General features: G+C 59.2%; 18 protein-coding genes. 12 read left to right on the forward strand and 6 right to left on the reverse strand.

Features of this window, described 5'->3' with window-relative positions; all coding sequences use genetic code 11:
- Positions 1–3: 3 nt before the first annotated feature.
- From Q0V31_RS03680 to Q0V31_RS03690, 3 genes are all read left to right on the forward strand, one after another.
- Positions 4–966 carry a nitronate monooxygenase family protein gene (locus Q0V31_RS03680; protein WP_298184593.1) on the forward strand — a complete coding sequence of 321 codons (963 nt, stop codon included), beginning with the start codon at positions 4–6 and terminating at the stop codon, positions 964–966.
- Positions 967–1133: 167 nt separating this feature from the next.
- Positions 1134–2066 (forward strand): DUF805 domain-containing protein, encoded by a 933-nt coding sequence (locus Q0V31_RS03685; RefSeq protein ID WP_298184595.1) that lies wholly within the window; start codon positions 1134–1136, stop codon positions 2064–2066.
- Positions 2067–2122: 56 nt separating this feature from the next.
- Positions 2123–2914: an SDR family oxidoreductase gene (locus Q0V31_RS03690; RefSeq protein WP_298184598.1), complete on the forward strand. Its 792-nt coding sequence runs from the start codon at positions 2123–2125 to the stop codon at positions 2912–2914.
- A gap of 9 nt (positions 2915–2923) precedes the next feature.
- On the opposite strand, the gene Q0V31_RS03695 is transcribed toward Q0V31_RS03690, so the two are convergent.
- Positions 2924–4405, reverse strand: coding sequence for an AAA family ATPase (locus Q0V31_RS03695; protein WP_298184600.1), 1482 nt, complete (start codon positions 4403–4405; stop codon positions 2924–2926).
- Positions 4406–4461: 56 nt separating this feature from the next.
- Between Q0V31_RS03695 and Q0V31_RS03700 the strand changes: the two genes are divergently transcribed.
- The 3 genes from Q0V31_RS03700 (at position 4462) to coq7 (ending at position 6385) form a co-directional block, all read left to right on the forward strand.
- Positions 4462–4800 carry a histidine triad nucleotide-binding protein gene (locus tag Q0V31_RS03700; protein WP_298184602.1) on the forward strand — a complete coding sequence of 113 codons (339 nt, stop codon included), beginning with the start codon at positions 4462–4464 and terminating at the stop codon, positions 4798–4800.
- Positions 4785–5624 (forward strand): formylglycine-generating enzyme family protein, encoded by an 840-nt coding sequence (locus tag Q0V31_RS03705; protein ID WP_298184603.1) that lies wholly within the window; start codon positions 4785–4787, stop codon positions 5622–5624. The genes Q0V31_RS03700 and Q0V31_RS03705 overlap by 16 nt, the downstream gene beginning before the upstream one ends.
- A gap of 113 nt (positions 5625–5737) precedes the next feature.
- Complete coding sequence (gene coq7 / locus Q0V31_RS03710) at positions 5738–6385, forward strand: 2-polyprenyl-3-methyl-6-methoxy-1,4-benzoquinone monooxygenase (protein ID WP_298184605.1); 648 nt, start codon at positions 5738–5740, stop codon at positions 6383–6385.
- Positions 6386–6454: 69 nt separating this feature from the next.
- Here coq7 and Q0V31_RS03715 read toward each other — a convergent pair whose 3' ends face one another.
- On the reverse strand, positions 6455–6880 hold the full coding sequence (locus Q0V31_RS03715) for an OsmC family protein (protein ID WP_298184608.1): 426 nt from the start codon (positions 6878–6880) through the stop codon (positions 6455–6457).
- A 235-nt stretch (positions 6881–7115) separates the two neighbouring features.
- Between Q0V31_RS03715 and crp the strand changes: the two genes are divergently transcribed.
- On the forward strand, positions 7116–7760 hold the full coding sequence (gene crp / locus Q0V31_RS03720; RefSeq protein WP_298184610.1) for a cAMP-activated global transcriptional regulator CRP: 645 nt from the start codon (positions 7116–7118) through the stop codon (positions 7758–7760).
- 60 nt (positions 7761–7820) lie between these two features.
- Here crp and trpC read toward each other — a convergent pair whose 3' ends face one another.
- From trpC to Q0V31_RS03740, 4 genes are all read right to left on the reverse strand, one after another.
- On the reverse strand, positions 7821–8657 hold the full coding sequence (gene trpC / locus Q0V31_RS03725) for an indole-3-glycerol phosphate synthase TrpC (RefSeq protein ID WP_298184612.1): 837 nt from the start codon (positions 8655–8657) through the stop codon (positions 7821–7823).
- Complete coding sequence (gene trpD, locus Q0V31_RS03730; protein WP_298184614.1) at positions 8654–9703, reverse strand: anthranilate phosphoribosyltransferase; 1050 nt, start codon at positions 9701–9703, stop codon at positions 8654–8656. The genes trpC and trpD overlap by 4 nt, the downstream gene beginning before the upstream one ends.
- Positions 9703–10296 carry an aminodeoxychorismate/anthranilate synthase component II gene (locus tag Q0V31_RS03735; RefSeq protein WP_298184616.1) on the reverse strand — a complete coding sequence of 198 codons (594 nt, stop codon included), beginning with the start codon at positions 10294–10296 and terminating at the stop codon, positions 9703–9705. The genes trpD and Q0V31_RS03735 overlap by 1 nt, the downstream gene beginning before the upstream one ends.
- A gap of 462 nt (positions 10297–10758) precedes the next feature.
- Positions 10759–11040, reverse strand: coding sequence for a hypothetical protein (locus Q0V31_RS03740; protein WP_298184618.1), 282 nt, complete (start codon positions 11038–11040; stop codon positions 10759–10761).
- A 468-nt stretch (positions 11041–11508) separates the two neighbouring features.
- Between Q0V31_RS03740 and Q0V31_RS03745 the strand changes: the two genes are divergently transcribed.
- The 5 genes from Q0V31_RS03745 to Q0V31_RS03765 all read left to right on the forward strand — a co-directional run bounded on the left by Q0V31_RS03745 (position 11509) and on the right by Q0V31_RS03765 (position 17476).
- The gene (locus tag Q0V31_RS03745) at positions 11509–12654 is read left to right on the forward strand and encodes an acyl-CoA dehydrogenase family protein (protein WP_298184620.1); all 1146 of its coding nucleotides are present in this window, start codon (positions 11509–11511) and stop codon (positions 12652–12654) included.
- A 29-nt stretch (positions 12655–12683) separates the two neighbouring features.
- Positions 12684–13472: an enoyl-CoA hydratase/isomerase family protein gene (locus Q0V31_RS03750; protein WP_298184622.1), complete on the forward strand. Its 789-nt coding sequence runs from the start codon at positions 12684–12686 to the stop codon at positions 13470–13472.
- A gap of 90 nt (positions 13473–13562) precedes the next feature.
- Positions 13563–14339, forward strand: a complete 777-nt coding sequence (locus Q0V31_RS03755; protein ID WP_298184625.1) for an SDR family NAD(P)-dependent oxidoreductase — start codon at positions 13563–13565, stop codon at positions 14337–14339.
- 207 nt (positions 14340–14546) lie between these two features.
- Positions 14547–16112: an AMP-binding protein gene (locus Q0V31_RS03760; protein WP_221104601.1), complete on the forward strand. Its 1566-nt coding sequence runs from the start codon at positions 14547–14549 to the stop codon at positions 16110–16112.
- Between the two features lie 122 nt (positions 16113–16234).
- The gene (locus Q0V31_RS03765) at positions 16235–17476 is read left to right on the forward strand and encodes a thiolase family protein (protein ID WP_298184629.1); all 1242 of its coding nucleotides are present in this window, start codon (positions 16235–16237) and stop codon (positions 17474–17476) included.
- Positions 17477–17684: the final 208 nt, after the last annotated feature.

The raw sequence follows: 17684 nt of genomic DNA on the forward strand, positions 1-17684 counted from the left end.
TGCATGTCCCTTCCGGCCCTGCTCGAACAACGCCTGCGCCTGCCCGTCGTCGCCGCGCCGATGTTTCTGGTATCTAACCCGCAACTGGTAATGGCCTGCTGCAACAATGGCATCGTCGGCAGTTTCCCTGCGCTGAACCAGCGCGAGAGCAGTGGTTTCAAGGCCTGGCTACAAGAAATAACCGCTGGTTTGGACAGTACGGCGGCGCCTTATGCGGTCAACCTGATCGTGCATGGTAGCAACCCGCGCCTGCAGGCAGACCTGGCAATTTGCGTCGAACAACGCGTACCGATCGTCATCACCAGCCTGGGCGCGGTGAAGGAAGTGGTTGACGCCGTGCACAGTTATGGCGGCCTGGTGTTCCATGACGTGACCACGCGCCGGCATGCCGAGAAAGCCGCCGAAGCCGGTGTCGACGGCTTGATTGCTGTGGCCGCAGGTGCCGGCGGGCATGCCGGAACCTGGAGTCCGTTCGCGCTGATCGCCGAGATCCGTCAGTTCTTCGACAAAACCCTGCTATTGGCTGGCTGCCTCAACCAAGGCCATGAAGTCTTGGCCGCGCAACTGCTCGGCGCCGACCTGGCCTACCTTGGCACCCGCCTGATCGCTACCAAGGAAAACGGAGCCTCCGAGGCTTATAAGCAGATGATCCTCGACGCCAAAGCCGCCGACATCATTCACACCCCAGCGGTGTCCGGGGTGCCGGCGAGCTTTATGCGCCAAAGCCTGGCGCTGGCCGGTTACGACCTCAAACAACTGCAAAGCAAAGGCGAGGTCAACTATGGCGAGAAGCTCAAGCCTATGGATGAGGAAGCCAAGGCTTGGAAAACCGTGTGGTCTGCCGGCCAAGGCGTGGGCAACATCCGCGACCTGCCGAGCGTTGCGCACTTGATCGCCCGCCTCGACAATGAATACCGCGAGGCGCTCAAGCACAACCTGAGCTTGCAGAAACGCTGGGCGCGCTGAGTCGATAGCGCCGATGGGACTGTGGCCAGCCTCTCCGGCCGCGCCATAGCCGCCTGCGGCAAGAGCGTAAGCCAACGCACATTTGCACACTGCGCAGCTTGTTGACTGACCGCCCGGCCAGCTAGTCTGTTACGCGACTCAATTCTGGCACCGACAAGGACGCCGACATGACCCAAGCCCGCTTCAAGATTGTGTTTAACGGCGAGTTAATGCCTGACATAAGCCTGGAAACAGCCAAAGAAAATCTCGTGCGCCTGTTCAAGAGCGACCACACCCGAATCAACTCACTGTTTAACGGCGCCACTGTCGATATCAAGCGCGACCTCAGCGAAAATGAGGCCGATCAATACCTCAAAGCCCTGCAGGGTGCCGGGGCAAAAGTGCGCAAGGAATCGGACCTGGCTGCCAGCCTGAGCCTGGTGGAAACCGATGACCACCGCGAGCCTGGCAGTGAAGCGGTTAGCAACGTTCAAATGACCTGCCCCAAATGCGCCCACACGCAAGCCAAGGCCATCGAGTGCTCGGTGTGCGGCATCGTCATCGAGAAATTCATTGCGCGCCAGGCCATGCTCGCGGAAAACCCGCCGCCAGCGGCCACACCTTATGCCACACCGAAAGCCGCCGTGGCCGCAGACCTGCCGGAGTTCGGCGAATTGAAGGCTTTTACCACCGATGGGCGAATTGGCCGCTTGCGCTACCTGGCTTGGTCGATGGTGCTGATGCTGGCGTGTATGCCGCTGTTTGCGATCGCGGCCGGCTTCTTCGCCGCCTCGGAGATTCTCGGCGGTTTACTGATGGTCGTGGTGGGTATCGCGGTCGCCGTGGTCGGCATCATGTTTGGTGTGCAGCGCCTGCATGACATCGGCTGGTCTGGCTGGCTGCTGCTGGTTAGCCTGGTGCCAGTGGTCGGCGGGGTGTTCTCGCTGCTGCTGTTTATCATCCCCGGCAGCACCGAGGCTAACCGTTTTGGCTCACCGCCGCCGCCCAACAGCCGCGCGGTAAAAGTCCTCGCCCTGCTGTGGCTGGCGATGATTGCCCTCGGCATCATCGCGGCCATCACTATACCGGCCCTTATGGGTTACTCCGGCTCGGGCCTGTAACTCGTACGTTTGTTACGCGGTAGTCGGGGTCGAAAGGCCCCGTCACGGAGAATCCTATGCCCCGTTACGCGCTGATCACCGGTGCCTCCAGCGGCATCGGCCTGGCCCTGGCTGAAGCCTTGGCCCGGCGGGGTCGTAATCTTATTCTAGTGGCACGGCAACGCGACGCACTGGAAAGCATTGCTTGCGAACTGACTCAGCGCTTTGCCGTGGAGGTGCTGTTTCGCACCTGCGATTTGAGCAAGCCACTGCGCGTCAGCGGCCTGCTGCATGAACTGGAAGAAAGCGGGCTGCATATCGACCTGCTGGTCAACAACGCCGGCATAGGCAGTGCCGGGGTGTATGTGGCCCAAGACTGGGCGCGTGAACAGCAGTTGATTGAGCTGAATATCCTGGCCCTCGCCCGCCTCTGCCACGCCATCGGCACCATCATGGCCGGCCAGGGCAGCGGGCAGATTCTCAATGTGGCTTCGCTGGCCGGCTTTCAGCCAGGCCCTGGCATGAGCAACTACTACGCCAGCAAGGCCTACGTGCTGCACTTCTCCGAAGGTTTGCGCGAGGAACTCAAACCCTACGGCGTCAACGTATCCGTGCTGTGCCCGGGGCCAACCCGCAGCGCATTCTTCCGCACAGCCCATATGGATGCCACAGCCCTGCAGGACAGCACGCTGATGCTGAGCGCCGAAGAAGTGGCGCTGATCACCGTTAGGGCCTTGGAGAAAAACCGCGCGATTATCATCCCCGGCTGGCGCAACCGCCTGCTCGCCCTCAGCTCGCGCCTGGCACCGCGCTGGTTGGTACGACGAATCAGTGCGCAGATAAATCGCCGGTTTGCCAAGCCGCTCTAAGCGACATATCTAGCCGGCATTCACCGTGCGCCCATCGGCCCAGGCACGTAAGGCGGCCAGGTCTTCCGCCATCACCACTGACAACGGCGCAGTGCCCTGGATACTTTGCTGCAGCAAGGCCTGGGTGACTGTTTGCTGCTGAGCTTGTGCGGCATACAGGGCACTGACCACCGCCTGCTCAATCTCCGCACCGGAAAAACCTTCACAGGCAGCCGCCAGTTGCGCCAGGTCGAAAGCACTCACCTCGAGTTCACGGCGCGCCAAGTGAATGCGGAAAATCTCGGCACGCACGCTGGCATCCGGCAAATCGACAAAGAACAACTCATCGAAGCGCCCCTTGCGCACCAACTCTGGAGGCAGCCGTGAGATGACGTTGGCGGTAGCGACCATAAATACCGGGGCCTTGCGCTCAGCCATCCAGGTCAGCAGGGTGCCAAGTACGCGCTGGCTGACACCTCCGTCATGGTCGCCGCTGGCCAAGCCTTTTTCGATCTCGTCCATCCACAGCACGCAAGGCGCCATCTGCTCGGCCAGCCTCAAGGCTTCACGCAGGTTGCGTTCGGTTTCGCCAAAGAATTTGTTGTACAGGCAGGCAAAATCCAAACGCAGCAAGGGCAGCCCCCAAAGACCGGCGATCGCCTTGGCCGCCAGACTCTTGCCGCCGCCCTGCACGCCGACCAGCAGCACGCCCTTGGGCAGATCGACGCCTTTGCCTTCGAGGAAGATGCCTTGCCGCTCAGCCAACCAGCGCTTGAGGTTGCCCAGCCCACCGACCTCGGCGAAACGGGCGGTGTCGTACTCGAAACTCAGCACACCATCTAGATCGAGCAACTTGAACTTGGTCTTGTTCAGCTCCGGCAGATCTTCCTGGGTAATCGCGCCGTCATCCCAAATCACATTACGCGCCAGCGCACGCGCCTCGGCGTGACTGAGGCCGCGCAGGTTCTTCACCACCTGTTGCAAGGTACGGTTATCCGTACGCACCCGCGCGTTGCGGTTGCGCGCGCTCCAGCCAGAGGCCTCGTCGCGCACAATCGCCAATAGCTCCTCCTCGGACGGCAGCGACAGGCTGAAGCGCGAGGCGTAACGCTGCACCTCCGGCGGCAACCTGCACGCATGGGAAACCAGCACCAGCGTCGGCTTGCTCGGCAACTCGCTCATGGCGATTTCTTTGAGCAGGCGCACCAGCTTGGGGTTGTCGTCGAGAAACGGATGCAGGTCACACATCACATACAAGGTCGGCTGCGGATCAGCCTTGATCAGACGCAGCGCGGTTTCCGGCTCCAAGGTGCTGCTGTCGACCGGTTCTTGCACGGAGAACCCGAGGCGCTGCAAACCCTCGGTTACTGACCACACCTGCAAACCCAGTCCGCGGCGCACGGCGAGGCTGGTCAGGGTCTGCAGAACCCGCGCCTCATCCCAGGACTCAATCAGCACCAGCTTGGTCTTGGAATCCAGCACCAAGCCCAGATCGTGAATATCGTTTTTCACCCGCACTCCTTGTCTACTAAACTCGGTGCCTCTTTTGACCGGCCAGGAGACTGTCCATGGACTGTCTGTTTTGCAAGATCGTCGCTGGTGAAATACCCGCGCGCAAGCTTTATGAAGATGACCAAGTGATTGCCTTCCACGATATTGGCCCACAGGCGCCGGTGCACTTTCTGGTCATCCCGAAAAAACATATCAGCACCCTCAACGATCTCAGCGAGGCCGACAAACCATTGGCCGGGCATATTTTCCTGACGGCTCAACGCCTGGCCAAGGAGCAAGGCTGCGATGACGGCTTCCGCGTAGTCATGAACTGCAACGAACTGGGCGGCCAGACCGTGTACCACATCCATATGCACGTGCTGGGTCAACGCCAGCTGGCATGGCCGCCGGGTTGAAGCGCCAGCACCTCACCACACTGGTACTGCTCGGCCTATTGAGCGGCATCCCGGCGCACGCGCAAACGCAACCCCCTGGCCGCGTATTCAGCGATCGCCTGAACAAAGGCCAACATGGGCCGTCTCTGATTGTGGTGCCCGCCGGCGGTTACCTGATGGGCGACCACAGCGGCCGCGGCAATCACAACGAGCGCCCACTGACGCCCATTGCAATCGAGCGCCCGTTTGCCATGTCTCGCTACGAAGTCAGCTTTGCCGACTGGCAGCACTACGCAGAGGCAACGGCCACGGCGATGCCGGATAACGAAGGCTGGGGCTTATCGTCACAGCGACCGGTAATCCATGTGTCCTGGCACCAAGCCATGGCCTACAGCCAATGGCTGTCCAAGGTCACAGGGCAGCGCTATCGACTGCCCACCGAGGCCGAATGGGAATATGCCGCGCGCGCCGGTACTGACAGCTATTACTGGTGGGGCGAACAGCTCGACAGCCCGGAAACCCGGCCGCGCGCCCACTGTCGCGGCTGCGCCACCTCACGCCTGATTCAGAACATAACCGCACGCGGCGGCCAATTTGCCGCCAACACCTTTGGCCTGTACGACACGGCGGGCAATGTTTGGGAATGGACCGCCTCACGTTTTGCCAGCCCCTTCGACGGCAGTGAGCAGCATACCGCCAGCTTGCTCGACAGCAGCCCCAGGGCGGTACGCGGCGGCGCGTGGAACAGCGGCCCCAGCTACCTGCGCAGCAGTCAGCGGGACATGAAGCAGCCTCAGTACAAAGACTACGCCCTGGGTTTTCGCGTACTCCGTGAGTTGCCCTGAACCCGCGTAGGTGCAGAGCGGTTGGCGCGGCGCGGCGGCTGCGACGAAACGTCAACAGACCCTCTGCATGGTTTGGAGTAAACTGGCCGCCGTAGTCAGCGCCGGAGGTCCCTATGGCCAGCGAACGTCACTTCTCACCTGTTGATCGTCTGTTACTGCAAGCCGATGCCGCGCTGCGCACCCTGCTGCCCTTCAGCGGCCAACCATCTCGGCCGTCACCCGGCATCGTGCAGCCAGAAGCCGAGATGGATGAGGCACAGGCGCAGCATGTCGCGGGCCTGATGCGCATCAACCATACCGGTGAGGTCTGTGCTCAGGCGCTGTATCAAGGCCAGGCCTTGACCGCCAAACTGCCGCAGATACGCAAAGCCATGGAGCACGCCGCCGATGAGGAGATCGATCATCTGGCCTGGTGTGAACAGCGCATCCGCCAGCTCGGCAGCCAGCCGAGCCTGCTCAACCCACTGTTCTATGGCTTGTCGTTTGGCGTAGGCGCAGCGGCTGGGCTGATCAGCGACAAGGTCAGCCTCGGCTTTGTCGCCGCCACCGAAGATCAGGTGGTCAAACACCTCGACGAGCACCTGCAGCAAATCCCCCAAGAAGACCAAAAGTCCAGGGCGATTCTCGAGCAGATGCGCAGCGATGAAGAACAGCATGCCTGCAATGCGCTGGCTGCCGGCGGCCTGCGCTTCCCGGCGCCAGTGAAGTTCGGCATGAGCCTGCTGGCCAAGGTGATGACCAGCACCACTTACCGCGTCTAGCGCTAAGTCAGCGGCACAAAAAAGGGCACCTCGGTGCCCTTTTGCCTATCACGCGATCAATACAGCGGTTTACTCAGCCAACTCGATAATTTCGTAGTCGTGAGTAATTTCAACACCGCCACGCCCGAGCATGATCGAAGCCGAGCAGTACTTCTCGGCCGAAAGCTCGACCGCACGCTTGACTTGGGCTTCTTTCAGGCCGCGGCCCTTGACCACAAAATGCAGGTGGATCTTGGTGAACACCTTAGGTTCTTCCGTGGCCCGCTCAGCCTCGAGAAAAGCCTCGCAGCTTTCCACGGCCTGACGGGACTTCTTCAGGATGCTGACCACATCGAAGTTACTGCAGCCGCCTAGGCCAATCAGCACCATCTCCATCGGCCGCACACCGAGGTTACGCCCACCGCTCTCCGGCGGGCCGTCCATGACCACCGCGTGACCACTGCCCGACTCACCAATAAACAGGGCTTCGCCGGCCCACTGAATACGCGCTTTCATTACCCAGGCTCCGCTGTTAAAAAGGAACGCAGCTTAGCACAGCACTTTTGCCAAGCGGCCACCCCCCATTCCCGCTTAAGTTCCACAGCTATATGTTAGCCAGGTCGCAAAACTGCACCTCGCTTAGAACTGTTTGTTAAGCTGGCGTCGGATAACTGGCACACTTGTACAGATAACTATTATTAGAAACGCCAGCCAAACAACGGCTTACTTTTTATATATTCGGGATTCGGGCATGGTTGCTATTACCCTCACACCTAAAATAAAAAATCTCGACAAGCTTCTCGCACACTGCCACCGCCGCCGCTACACCGCCAAGAGCACCATCATCTACGCAGGCGACCGTTGCGAAACGCTGTTCTTCATCGTCAAAGGTTCGGTCACTATTCTGATCGAAGACGATGATGGTCGGGAAATGATCATCGCTTACCTCAACACCGGCGACTTCTTTGGCGAAATGGGCCTGTTCGAAAAGGACGGTACCGAGAAAGAACGCAGCGCTTGGGTCCGTGCCAAGACCGAATGCGAAGTGGCAGAGCTCAGCTACGCCAAGTTTCGCGAACTCACCCAGCAAGATCCGGACATCCTCTACGCCCTGGGCAGCCAGATGGCCGAACGCTTGCGCAACACCACGCGCAAGGTGGGCGACCTGGCCTTCCTCGATGTTACCGGCCGCGTTGCACGCACCCTGCTCGACCTGTGCAAGCAACCCGACGCCATGACTCACCCAGACGGCATGCAGATCAAGATTACCCGCCAGGAAATCGGCCGCATCGTTGGCTGCTCGCGGGAAATGGTCGGCCGCGTACTCAAAGCCCTGGAGGAGCAAGGCCTGGTTAACGTCAAGGGCAAGACCATGGTGGTCTTCGGCACCCGCTAAACCGAGTAAGCGCCCATGAAAAAGCCGACGCATGCGTCGGCTTTTTTCTGGCTTGATCGCTCAGTCCACGTCTGACGAGGCAATCAGCCGCTTACGCTCGGGGAAGAACAGCCGCTCCAGCTCAGCCCCCGGATTATCGGCGCGCATAAACGCCTCGCCGACCAAAAAGGCATACACCTCACTGATCTCCATCAGCTCGACATCGGCACGATTGAGAATGCCACTCTCGGTCACCACCAGGCGGTCTCGCGGAATGCGCGGCAGCAGGTCAAGGGTGGTTTCCAGACTGAGTTCAAAGGTGTGCAGGTTACGGTTGTTGATGCCCACCAGCGGTGTGTCCAGCGTCTTCAGCGCCCGCTCTAGCTCATCGCCGTCATGCACCTCGACCAACACATCCAGATCAAAAGCTTTGGCCGTCGCGGCCAGCTCGGCCATCTGGCCATCTTCCAGCGCCGAAACGATCAGCAACACGCAATCGGCACCGAGCGCGCGCGCTTCAACGATCTGATATGGATCGAGCATAAAGTCTTTGCGGATCACCGGCAGCGAACAGGCCGCCCGCGCTTGCTGCAAGTAACGGTCGGCACCTTGGAAGAAGTCGATATCGGTGAGCACTGACAGGCAAGTGGCGCCACCGCTCTGGTAGCTCTGGGCGAGTTCAGCCGGCACGAAGTGCTCACGCAATACGCCCTTGCTCGGCGAGGCTTTTTTGATTTCGGCAATCACCGCTGGTTGCTTACGCTTGGCCTGCGCCAGCAGCGCCTGGGCAAAGCCGCGCACCGGATCGGCGCTGCGGGCTTGCTGCTCAAGTTCAGCGAGGTTGACGATGGCGCGGCGCGCCGCTACTTCCTCAGCCTTGCGCGCGAGGATTTTCTCCAGAACGGTTGGAATACTCACCCGGCATGCTCCTGTTTGAATACGGCGGTAAAGGACACCAACTCCTGCAGCTTTTCCCAGGCCAGCCCGGTATGCAAGGCATCATGCGCCAGCTGCACGCCCTCTTTAAGGGTGCTCGCCAGGTCCGCCGCATACAGCGCCGCACCGGCATTCAGCGCGATCATGTCTGCGGCCTTCTGCCCGGCGTCGGTCTTGCGTTTACTCAAGGCATCGCGGATCAGCGCCAGCGACGCCTCTGGGCTTTCCACCGCCAGGCCAACCAAACTCTGACTCTGCAGGCCGAGGTCTTCCGGCAGCACCTCGTACTCGCTGATCTGCCCATCTTTCAATTCGGCCACATGGGTGGCGGCAGCCAGGCTGAACTCATCCAGCCCATCGCGCGAATGCACCACCAGAATATGCTGGCTACCCAGGCGCTTGAGCACCTCGGCCAGCGGCCGGCACAGCGCCTGGCTGAATACCCCCACCACCTGATGCTTGACCCCGGCCGGATTGGTCAGCGGGCCAAGCATATTGAAGATGGTGCGCAGGCCCAGCTCACGCCGTGGCACAGCGGCGTACTTCATGGCCGAATGATGCACCTGAGCGAACATAAAGCCGACACCGACGCTGTCGATACAGCGCGCCACCTGCTCGGGTGTCAGCTGCAGATAAATACCCGCGGCCTCAAGCAGATCGGCGCTGCCGCTCTTGCCCGAAACCGCGCGATTACCATGCTTGGCGACCTTGCCGCCGGCTGCGGCCACAACAAAACTGGCGGCGGTGGATACGTTGAAGATATTCGCCCCGTCGCCACCAGTGCCCACCACGTCAACCACATGGTCGAGCGTCTGCAGGTGCACGTGACTGGCCAGCTCGCGCATCACCGAAACCGCACCAACGATCTCGTCGATGGTTTCGCTTTTCATGCGCATGCCCATGAGGAACGCGCCAATCTGCGCATCCGTGCACTGGCCGGTCATGATCTCGCGCATGACGTCCTGCATTTCTGCGGTGCTCAGATCGAGCTGGCTCACCACCCGGTTGAGGGCTTCCTTAATATTCATCAGCGCAGGCCTCCTTGTTGCTTGAGGAAGTTGGCGAACAATTCATGGCCCTGCTCAGTGAGAATCGACTCAGGGTGAAACTGCACGCCCTCGATATGCAGGGTCTTATGCCGCAGCCCCATGATTTCATCCACAGCGCCATCGGCATGCTGGGTCCAGGCAGTCACTTCCAGGCTGTCCGGCAGGCTTGCATGCTCGACCACCAGTGAATGGTAACGAGTCACCGTCAGTGGGTTATTCAAGCCGGCGAACACCCCCTGATCCTTATGAAACACCGGGCTGGTTTTACCGTGCATCACCTGACGCGCGCGCACCACATGACCGCCAAACGCCTGGCCAATGCTCTGGTGGCCCAGGCACACACCGAGAATCGGCAGCTTGCCGGCAAAATGCAGGATGGCCTCGATGGACACTCCGGCTTCAGTCGGTGTACATGGGCCGGGCGACACCACGATGCGTTCGGGCTGCAGCGCCTCGATCTCGGCGATGCTCAGCTCGTCATTACGAATCACGTGCACATCAGCCCCCAGCTCACCGAGGTACTGCACCACGTTGTAGGTAAAGGAGTCGTAATTATCGATCATCAGCAGCATTTTAAGTGCAACCCTTTGATTTTACTTATTTTTAATCAGACCTTCCTGCCATGATACCCGCATATATACCCTCTCTTTCTTTTGCTGCGGAGAGCATGGGGTAAAACAGCCATCGGCCGAAGAAAACAGAAGCGGACAAAGAAAGACCGGCCGAGCCGGCGAGGAGAAGGTCAGGCGCGCCAGCGCCAACGGGCGTGGGCCTTGATGATGCGCATCAGGAGAGTACTGCTCGAGGTCACGGCGATATCTCGCGTTGAGATTCGGGCACAGTAGCCCAGCACGCAATACGGTGCAATATCACTATATCTAATATTTTCCATGCCCCTACACCAATTGCCGACCGCGGCAGCACAGCACCTGGCCGACTCTAGCCGCCAGTGATACGGCAGCATACCAACGAACAGAACGACCGAGCTTAGGCAGGTTCTGGGGCCTGCGCTCTCGGGGCAGTCGTAACGACGATCATACGCGCCGCCATGCGTAATCACTGACGACGCTCTTGATGCCGAAACCAGCACCAAACAGCACCTCAACCTCAACGCTTAAGGCCCACCATAGGACTTTGGAGTGAATCACCAGAGACGAGCTCTCGATCAGAGCGGCTACGACGGCGTAGCTCTTGTCGATGGCAAGCCGAAGTTGAAGGACTTCGGGAAGCGAGGGGTTGCTCGCGAGCTGAATGCGGACCTCGACGCTCTTGTCCGCAGCAAGTTGCTCCGGGATTTGCACTGAGGAAGCGCTCACAGCGAGTCTGTTTGCGCTTGCCGGTGAATTCGACATCGGCGAAAGACCGCTACTTCATGCAATGGGGTTGCAGAGAGGTTGGCGGCCTACTTCACCAGATCGAGAAGTGTATTTCAGTCCCTCCATAAGAACGCAGAGCCCCCCCCTCTTTTGAGAGGTTTGCACCAAACACGAACTGGTTAGCCTGAGTCGTCGGCGGAAGCAATAGAGCTCTCCACCTCCCCCGGCCTGATTCCTCCCCTTGCCCGAGAAAGAGGCTAAGGCTCTGTAGCCAATCTCGCGAAGGAAACAAAAAGGCTTCGCTTAAAAAGTGTGGCAGCAGCGAACTCCCAGATATGGAATCAGTGCTGCCATACCGGTTTTCAGCCGCCGTATCGGGTACACGCCAAGCCATTTAGCACCCACAGCCATTGCTGACACATTGCAACATGCGCTGACCGGATCCATGAAAAAGTACAAGGTGATTCCATGAGCACGATGATGACCGCAGAACAGAAAATGGCCGTAGAGGGACTGCGAAAGTTTCTGGATAAAGAGATCGAACCGAAAATTCGCGCCCATGGCGAAAGCTTTATCCCCAAAAACATGATGAAGAGCCTAGTCAGCGCCCTGGCCGAGTATGGCCTGATCAAAGCACCGCATCCGGAAGAGTGGGGGGGGCTGGGAATGGACTGGGTGACTCATCTACGGCTGTGGGAGGAAGTTGCCGTCAGTTCACTGGATCTGGCCATGCCGATCCTGATCAATGTGTGCGCTGCCGACCTACTGATCAATCAGGCTCCCGGGCATATCCAGCAGAAGTACCTGCCAGGCCTACTGTCAGGCGAGATGTTTGCCGGCATAGGCATTTCCGAACCCGATGTGGGCTCGGATGTAGCCGCCGCCAAGACCCGTGCCGTTCGCGATGGAGATCACTGGGTCATCAATGGCGAGAAAACCTGGATTTCCAGCGGTGAGTATATGGATCTGTTCATCTGTACCTGCAAGACCGGCAAGGGTGAGCTGACCCATATCGCCATCGATGCCAGCACGCCAGGCCTGGAAACCCGCGGTATCGCCAAGATGGCCCTAAACGGCCAGTCGACCTCCCAGGTCTTCCTGTCGGATGTACGGGTACCGGTGGAGAACACCATTGGTGGTGTGGGCCTGGGCCTGAAGAACACCCTGGTTACCTTCGAGCGTGCCCGTTGTCACATGGCCGCCTGGGGATACTCCATAGCCCGCCGCGCACTTGAAGAGTCCATCAATTACAGCCAGATCCGCAGCCAGCACGGCAAGCAGATTGCAGGCCACCAGTTGATAGCGGAAAAGATCGCCGACATGGCCACCCACATCGATGCAGCCCGACTGCTGACCCTTCGTGCCGCGGAGATGATCGATAACGGCCAGCGCTGCGACAAAGAGTGCTCGATGGCCAAGTGGTACAGCACCGAGATGGCCGTGAAAGCTTGCCGTGACGCGGTACAGATTCACGGTGGCAACGGCGTGACCAAGGAATTCATTGTTGAACGCCTGGCGCGCGAGGCAATCATCGGCCCGATTCCCGACGGCACAACGGAAATCCAGAAGCTGCTGATTGCCCGACTGCTGACGGGCATCCAGGCGTTCAGATAACAACAGATATCCGATAGCAGGAGAGAAGTATGAGTGATGCTGCACTGTTGTTTGAACAGGTTGGGCCGGTTGGCTGGATAATCCTGAACCGTCCAAAGGCCATGAATGCCATCAACCTCGCCATGATTGCTGCCTTTGAAGAGTTGCTTCCGGAGATTGCAGACAACGACGACATAAGGGTTCTGGCCATTACCGGACAGGGGCCGGCCTTCTGCGCCGGGGCAGACTTGAAGGAAGTACTAGCCTCGTCCCAGCTACCGCCGGGCGAACCGGACTTCATCGACCGCTTGACCGATCGGGTTATCAACCCCTTGCGCGACTTTCCCAAGCCGGTAATCGCGGCGTTGAACGGCATTACCATGGCAGGAGGCCTAGAGATGGCGCTGTGCGCTGACATAGTGCTTGCAACGGATAGCGCAAAGATCGGCGACGCGCACGCTAACTATGGTGTTTACCCCGGCGCTGGCGGCGCCGCCGTCTTGCCGCGCATCGTGCCACTCAATGTTGCCAAGTACCTGCTGCTCACAGGCAAAACATTGTCAGCTGAAGAAATGAAAGCCTATGGTTTCGTCAACCAAGTGGTGAGCGGCGACGCTCTGCGCGAAGCAACCCAGTCCCTGGCCGAGGAAATTGCCGCGAAGAGCCCGATCGCCCTACGGCGCATGAAGGAAGTTGCGAACACGGCCGGCGACAAGAGCCGTGACGCTGCATTGCAGCATGAGTCGGTAATGTTCCGGAAGCACATGCGCTCCTACGACGTCACCGAAGGCCTGCGGGCATTCAGCGAAAAGCGTTCCCCCTGCTTCAAGGGCTACTGACCCTAGCCAGAACATATTCGAGCATGGGCCCGCTTCTCAGGATTCCCTGAAAGCCGGGCTTATTCGCGAAATTCGATATGGAGAAGAACAATGAACCTACAGAACAAAGTCGTGGTGATTACCGGTGGCGCCTCCGGCCTAGGGCAGGCAACCGCGTGCTACCTGGTTCGGGAAAAGGGTGCCAAGGTAGCACTGCTGGATATCAACGAAGCTGCTGGCAAGGAAGCAGTGAACGAACTGGGCGAGGCGAATGCCGCCTTCTATCGTGTCGATGTCACGGTCGAGCAGGAGGTAGAAGCGGCGCTTGACGCCATTATCGGCAGATTCGGCGCCATTCATGCAAGCATCAATGCTGCTGGGATTCCTCTGCCGTCCAAGCTCCTCGACAAGGAAGGCAAGGCCTCGGGGCTGCAGAAGTTTCGGAGCGTGGTCAACATCAACCTTATCGGCCTGTTCACCGTGATGGCGAAGTGTGCGGAAAGGATGGCGCTGAACGAGCCCGACGAAAAAGGCGAGCGCGGCGTCATCGTGAACATTTCTTCCGGTGCTGCGTTCGAGGGCCAGATCGGCCAGTGCGGCTACAGCGCCTCAAAGGCGGGCATCAACGGCCTGAACATGCCAGCGGCCCGCGAACTGGGACCTCTGGGCATCCGCGTCAACTCGATCGCCCCAGGACTGTTCGCAACCCCCATGATCAAGTCCCTGAACCCCAAGGTGCAGGAGGCGTTGACTGCCATGTGCGAGGCGCCGAAGCGCATGGGCGAGATGGAGGAATTTGCCATGGCTTGCACCTTCCTTATCGAAAACAGCTACATGAATGGCCGTACCATCCGCCTAGATGCAGCCACTACCATGCAGGCCAAGTAACCACCACAGCGCTCGCTGTCGACACACTAGCCTACGAGAAACAACCGCCGCGAGGCGTCCGTGGCGGCAATAAACGCAGAAACGAGCGGTGAGTCTGATCCTTCGCAATCGATTTGCTGCTTTCAAAATCGGCAGGGACTGAAGACAACCAGAAACACATGGCTGCTTCAGTCCATCCCTAACAACAAACACAATAGAGAACGCCCTATGCTGATCAACTTCAGTAATCATTTCGAGTCTCTGGTCAACCGCTTTGGAGACCGAGAAGCCATCGTCAATACTGAGCGCAACCGACGATACTCTTACAGAGAGTTCCACCTATTAACCAACCGGATTGTAAACATGATGCAATCCACCTTGGGGCTGGGCCTGAACGACAGGTTCATCAACATTCTCGAGAACGACAATCTATCGCTTCTGCACTTCCCTACAATTTTCAAAGGTCCGGCCACTGCCGCCTTCTGCAACTACCGGGACCCCCTTCCGGAGCATACTTGGCAGGTCGAATGCGCCAAGGCAAAAGTGGCCTTCATCGAGAAAGAGATGCTCGGCACCCATTACGACATGCTGCGGGAGCGCCAGGTTACTGTCGTAGTCATGGACCGGCCAGATGAACCGAAGGAAGGCGTCCACTATTTCTGGGATCTGCTCGAAACCGCCCTCGACCATAATCCCGAGGTTGAACTGGATGACCGCGACCACTGCGCAATCATCCGTTTTACCGGCGGCACGACCGGCAAGGGCAAGCCTGCGATGTACAGCATCGACAACTGGCTGAGCTGCCGCGATACGGCATTCGCCATTACCGACAAGGGCATGTGGTCGGAAGCGACCCGGGTCCTGCATATCGCCCCGATTAGCCATGGCAGCGGCATGCTATACCTGCCGAGCTTCTATTCCGGCGGCTGCAATGTGACCCAGAATACGCCGGATCTGAAACACTACTGCACGAATATCCAAAAAGAGCGGATCACCCATAGTTTCCTGGTGCCTACCATCCTCTACCGCCTGCTCAAAATCGACGCCGACATGTCCTCCATGCGCTACATGCTATATGGCGCGGCCCCGATGAGCCCCAGCAAGCTCAAGCAGCTGCAGGCCAAGATGGGCAACATTTTCGTTCAGGTATATGGCTCCACCGAGCACTTCGGCTTTTGCTCTAATCTGAGTATCGAGCAGCACATCATCAGAACGCCAGAAGATGAAGTGCGTCTCAGTTCCGCGGGCCAGCCCACTTCCGGCGTCGAGTTCATTATTGTCGACGAGAATGGCCAGAAGGTTGCCCCGGGTGAAAGCGGCGAGATCTGGATGCGCTCCCGTAGCATCTGCCTGGGTTACCTCAACGCGCCGGAAAAGACCGCGGAAGAATTCCATAACGGCTTCTGGAAATCCGGCGATATTGGCTACATGGACAAAGATGGATTCATCCACCTGATAGATCGCAAGAAAGACATGATTATTTCCGGCGGTTTCAACATCTACGCCAATGAAGTTGAGGGGGCGGTGAACAGTCATCCGGCCGTCCTGATGTCTGCCGTTGTCGGCATCCCCCACGAGGAATGGGGGGAGTCGGTCCATGCAGAAGTGGTCCTGCACGATCACAGCGAGGTCTCGGAGCAAGAACTGATCAACTTCGTGAAAAACAGGATAGGCAACTATAAGGCCCCGAAATCCGTAAAAGTGGTGAAAGAGTTGCCGATGAGCGTGGTGGGCAAGATCCTGCGCCGAAAAGTCCGCGAGCGTTACTGGGGCGAGGGACGCAAGATCTCCTGAGCACACTACCGATTCCAGGAGCCACTCAAGGCGGCACCTGACTGGCGTTACCGTGCCGGCGCTCTGGCGCTCTGGCGCTCTGGCGCTCCAGATATACCACCTTTAAAACAAGGAACTTCAGCATGAGCGATATTTTCATTGCCGGCATTGGCATGACCAAATTCGGTCGCCACCTTCAGCGCAGTTACAAAGACCTCACCCGCGAAGCGGTCGAGCAGGCCCTAACCGATGCGGGGGCCGAATTGCAGGATGTCCGTCAGGCCTACTTCGCTTCCTGTGTCATTGGCTTCATGCAAGACCAGCACATGATTCCCGGGCAGGTGGCCCTGCGCTCGATGGGGTTTTCCAGCATTCCCATCTTCAATTTGGAAGGGGCCTGTGCTTCCGCCTCCACGGCACTGTACTTGGCCGCCCAAGCCATCAAGGCGGGGAGCTGCGACATAGCCATTGCCGTCGGCACTGAAAAAATGAATAGCCCCGACAAGGCCAAGATGTTTGCGGCCTTCGACTCGGCCTGGGATGTATCAACCCTCGACGCGAACCGCGATTCCCTGATGCAAATGGGTGCCAACGTGGAATGCCCCGAAGGCTCACAGTCCAGCCGTCCCTATTCCATGTTCATGGATGTTTACGCGGCCTTCTGCCGCCAGCACATGAAGACCTTCGGCACCACCCAGCGCCAGATTGCGGCCGTTTCGGCCAAGAACCACCTGCACTCCATGCACAACCCGCGCTCCCAGTACCAGAACGCTTATAGCATCGATGAAGTCCTGGCGGCCCCGGCCATCACCTATCCACTCACCCTCCCCATGTGCGCTCCCATTTCGGACGGATCCGCGGCTGTGGTGCTATGCAATGCCAGTGGCCTGAAACGCCTGAAAGGTGATGCATCACGCGCAGTGAAACTGCTCGGAAGTGTCGTGCGCTCCAGCACCGACCGCCACTATAGTGACTACCGGAACCACATTACCGCCCTTGCAGCGGCCGAAGCCTTCGAGAAGAGCGGCATCTCCCCGGCGGATATCGATGTCGCCGAGGTGCATGACGCCACCGCCATGGGCGAGATCATCCAGGCTGAGAACCTGCAACTGGTCCCCTTCGGCGAGGCCGGCGCGGCGGCCGAACGCGGTGACTTTACTATTGGCGGGCGGATCCCGATCAACCCATCCGGCGGCCTGGAGTCCAAGGGCCATCCGATCGGGGCCACGGGCCTCGGTCAGGTCTTCGAGCTGGTTAGCCAGCTGCGCGGCGAGGCCGGCAAACGCCAGGTCGAAGGCGCCCGCATTGCTATCCAGGAGAATGGTGGCGGGCTGTATGGCATAGAAGAAGCGACTGCGGTCGTTAACATCTTCGCCAAACAATAAGACTAGCTACTGCAAGCCCCCCCCCGGCAGCCCCTGATGCCGGGGTCCTAGTCTCTGTCAGGGCGCGACACGGCGGATCGGTGCTTCGCAACCCGGAGAGGGTAGTGGCCGTGATGCACTGGCCGCGGTAGCCCCCCGCACAGATCCGTACGTGCGGAACTAACGCATATGGCTCCTGCCTTGGGCTTTAACGCCGAAGCGGATTATG

The sequence above is a fragment of the uncultured Pseudomonas sp. genome, assembly GCF_943846705.1.
Taxonomy (GTDB): domain Bacteria; phylum Pseudomonadota; class Gammaproteobacteria; order Pseudomonadales; family Pseudomonadaceae; genus Aquipseudomonas.

What these genes read in the sequence shown, in the direction of transcription:
- Q0V31_RS03680 (WP_298184593.1), top strand. Translation starts at nt 4, where the DNA reads ATGTCCCTTCCGGCCCTGCTCGAACAACGCCTGCGCCTGCCCGTCGTC.
- Q0V31_RS03685 (WP_298184595.1), top strand. Translation starts at nt 1,134, where the DNA reads ATGACCCAAGCCCGCTTCAAGATTGTGTTTAACGGCGAGTTAATGCCT.
- Q0V31_RS03690 (WP_298184598.1), top strand. Translation starts at nt 2,123, where the DNA reads ATGCCCCGTTACGCGCTGATCACCGGTGCCTCCAGCGGCATCGGCCTG.
- Q0V31_RS03700 (WP_298184602.1), top strand. Translation starts at nt 4,462, where the DNA reads ATGGACTGTCTGTTTTGCAAGATCGTCGCTGGTGAAATACCCGCGCGC.
- Q0V31_RS03705 (WP_298184603.1), top strand. Translation starts at nt 4,785, where the DNA reads ATGGCCGCCGGGTTGAAGCGCCAGCACCTCACCACACTGGTACTGCTC.
- coq7 (WP_298184605.1), top strand. Translation starts at nt 5,738, where the DNA reads ATGGCCAGCGAACGTCACTTCTCACCTGTTGATCGTCTGTTACTGCAA.
- Q0V31_RS03715 (WP_298184608.1), bottom strand. Translation starts at nt 6,880, where the DNA reads ATGAAAGCGCGTATTCAGTGGGCCGGCGAAGCCCTGTTTATTGGTGAG.
- crp (WP_298184610.1), top strand. Translation starts at nt 7,116, where the DNA reads ATGGTTGCTATTACCCTCACACCTAAAATAAAAAATCTCGACAAGCTT.
- trpD (WP_298184614.1), bottom strand. Translation starts at nt 9,703, where the DNA reads ATGAATATTAAGGAAGCCCTCAACCGGGTGGTGAGCCAGCTCGATCTG.
- Q0V31_RS03735 (WP_298184616.1), bottom strand. Translation starts at nt 10,296, where the DNA reads ATGCTGCTGATGATCGATAATTACGACTCCTTTACCTACAACGTGGTG.
- Q0V31_RS03745 (WP_298184620.1), top strand. Translation starts at nt 11,509, where the DNA reads ATGAGCACGATGATGACCGCAGAACAGAAAATGGCCGTAGAGGGACTG.
- Q0V31_RS03750 (WP_298184622.1), top strand. Translation starts at nt 12,684, where the DNA reads ATGAGTGATGCTGCACTGTTGTTTGAACAGGTTGGGCCGGTTGGCTGG.
- Q0V31_RS03755 (WP_298184625.1), top strand. Translation starts at nt 13,563, where the DNA reads ATGAACCTACAGAACAAAGTCGTGGTGATTACCGGTGGCGCCTCCGGC.
- Q0V31_RS03760 (WP_221104601.1), top strand. Translation starts at nt 14,547, where the DNA reads ATGCTGATCAACTTCAGTAATCATTTCGAGTCTCTGGTCAACCGCTTT.
- Q0V31_RS03765 (WP_298184629.1), top strand. Translation starts at nt 16,235, where the DNA reads ATGAGCGATATTTTCATTGCCGGCATTGGCATGACCAAATTCGGTCGC.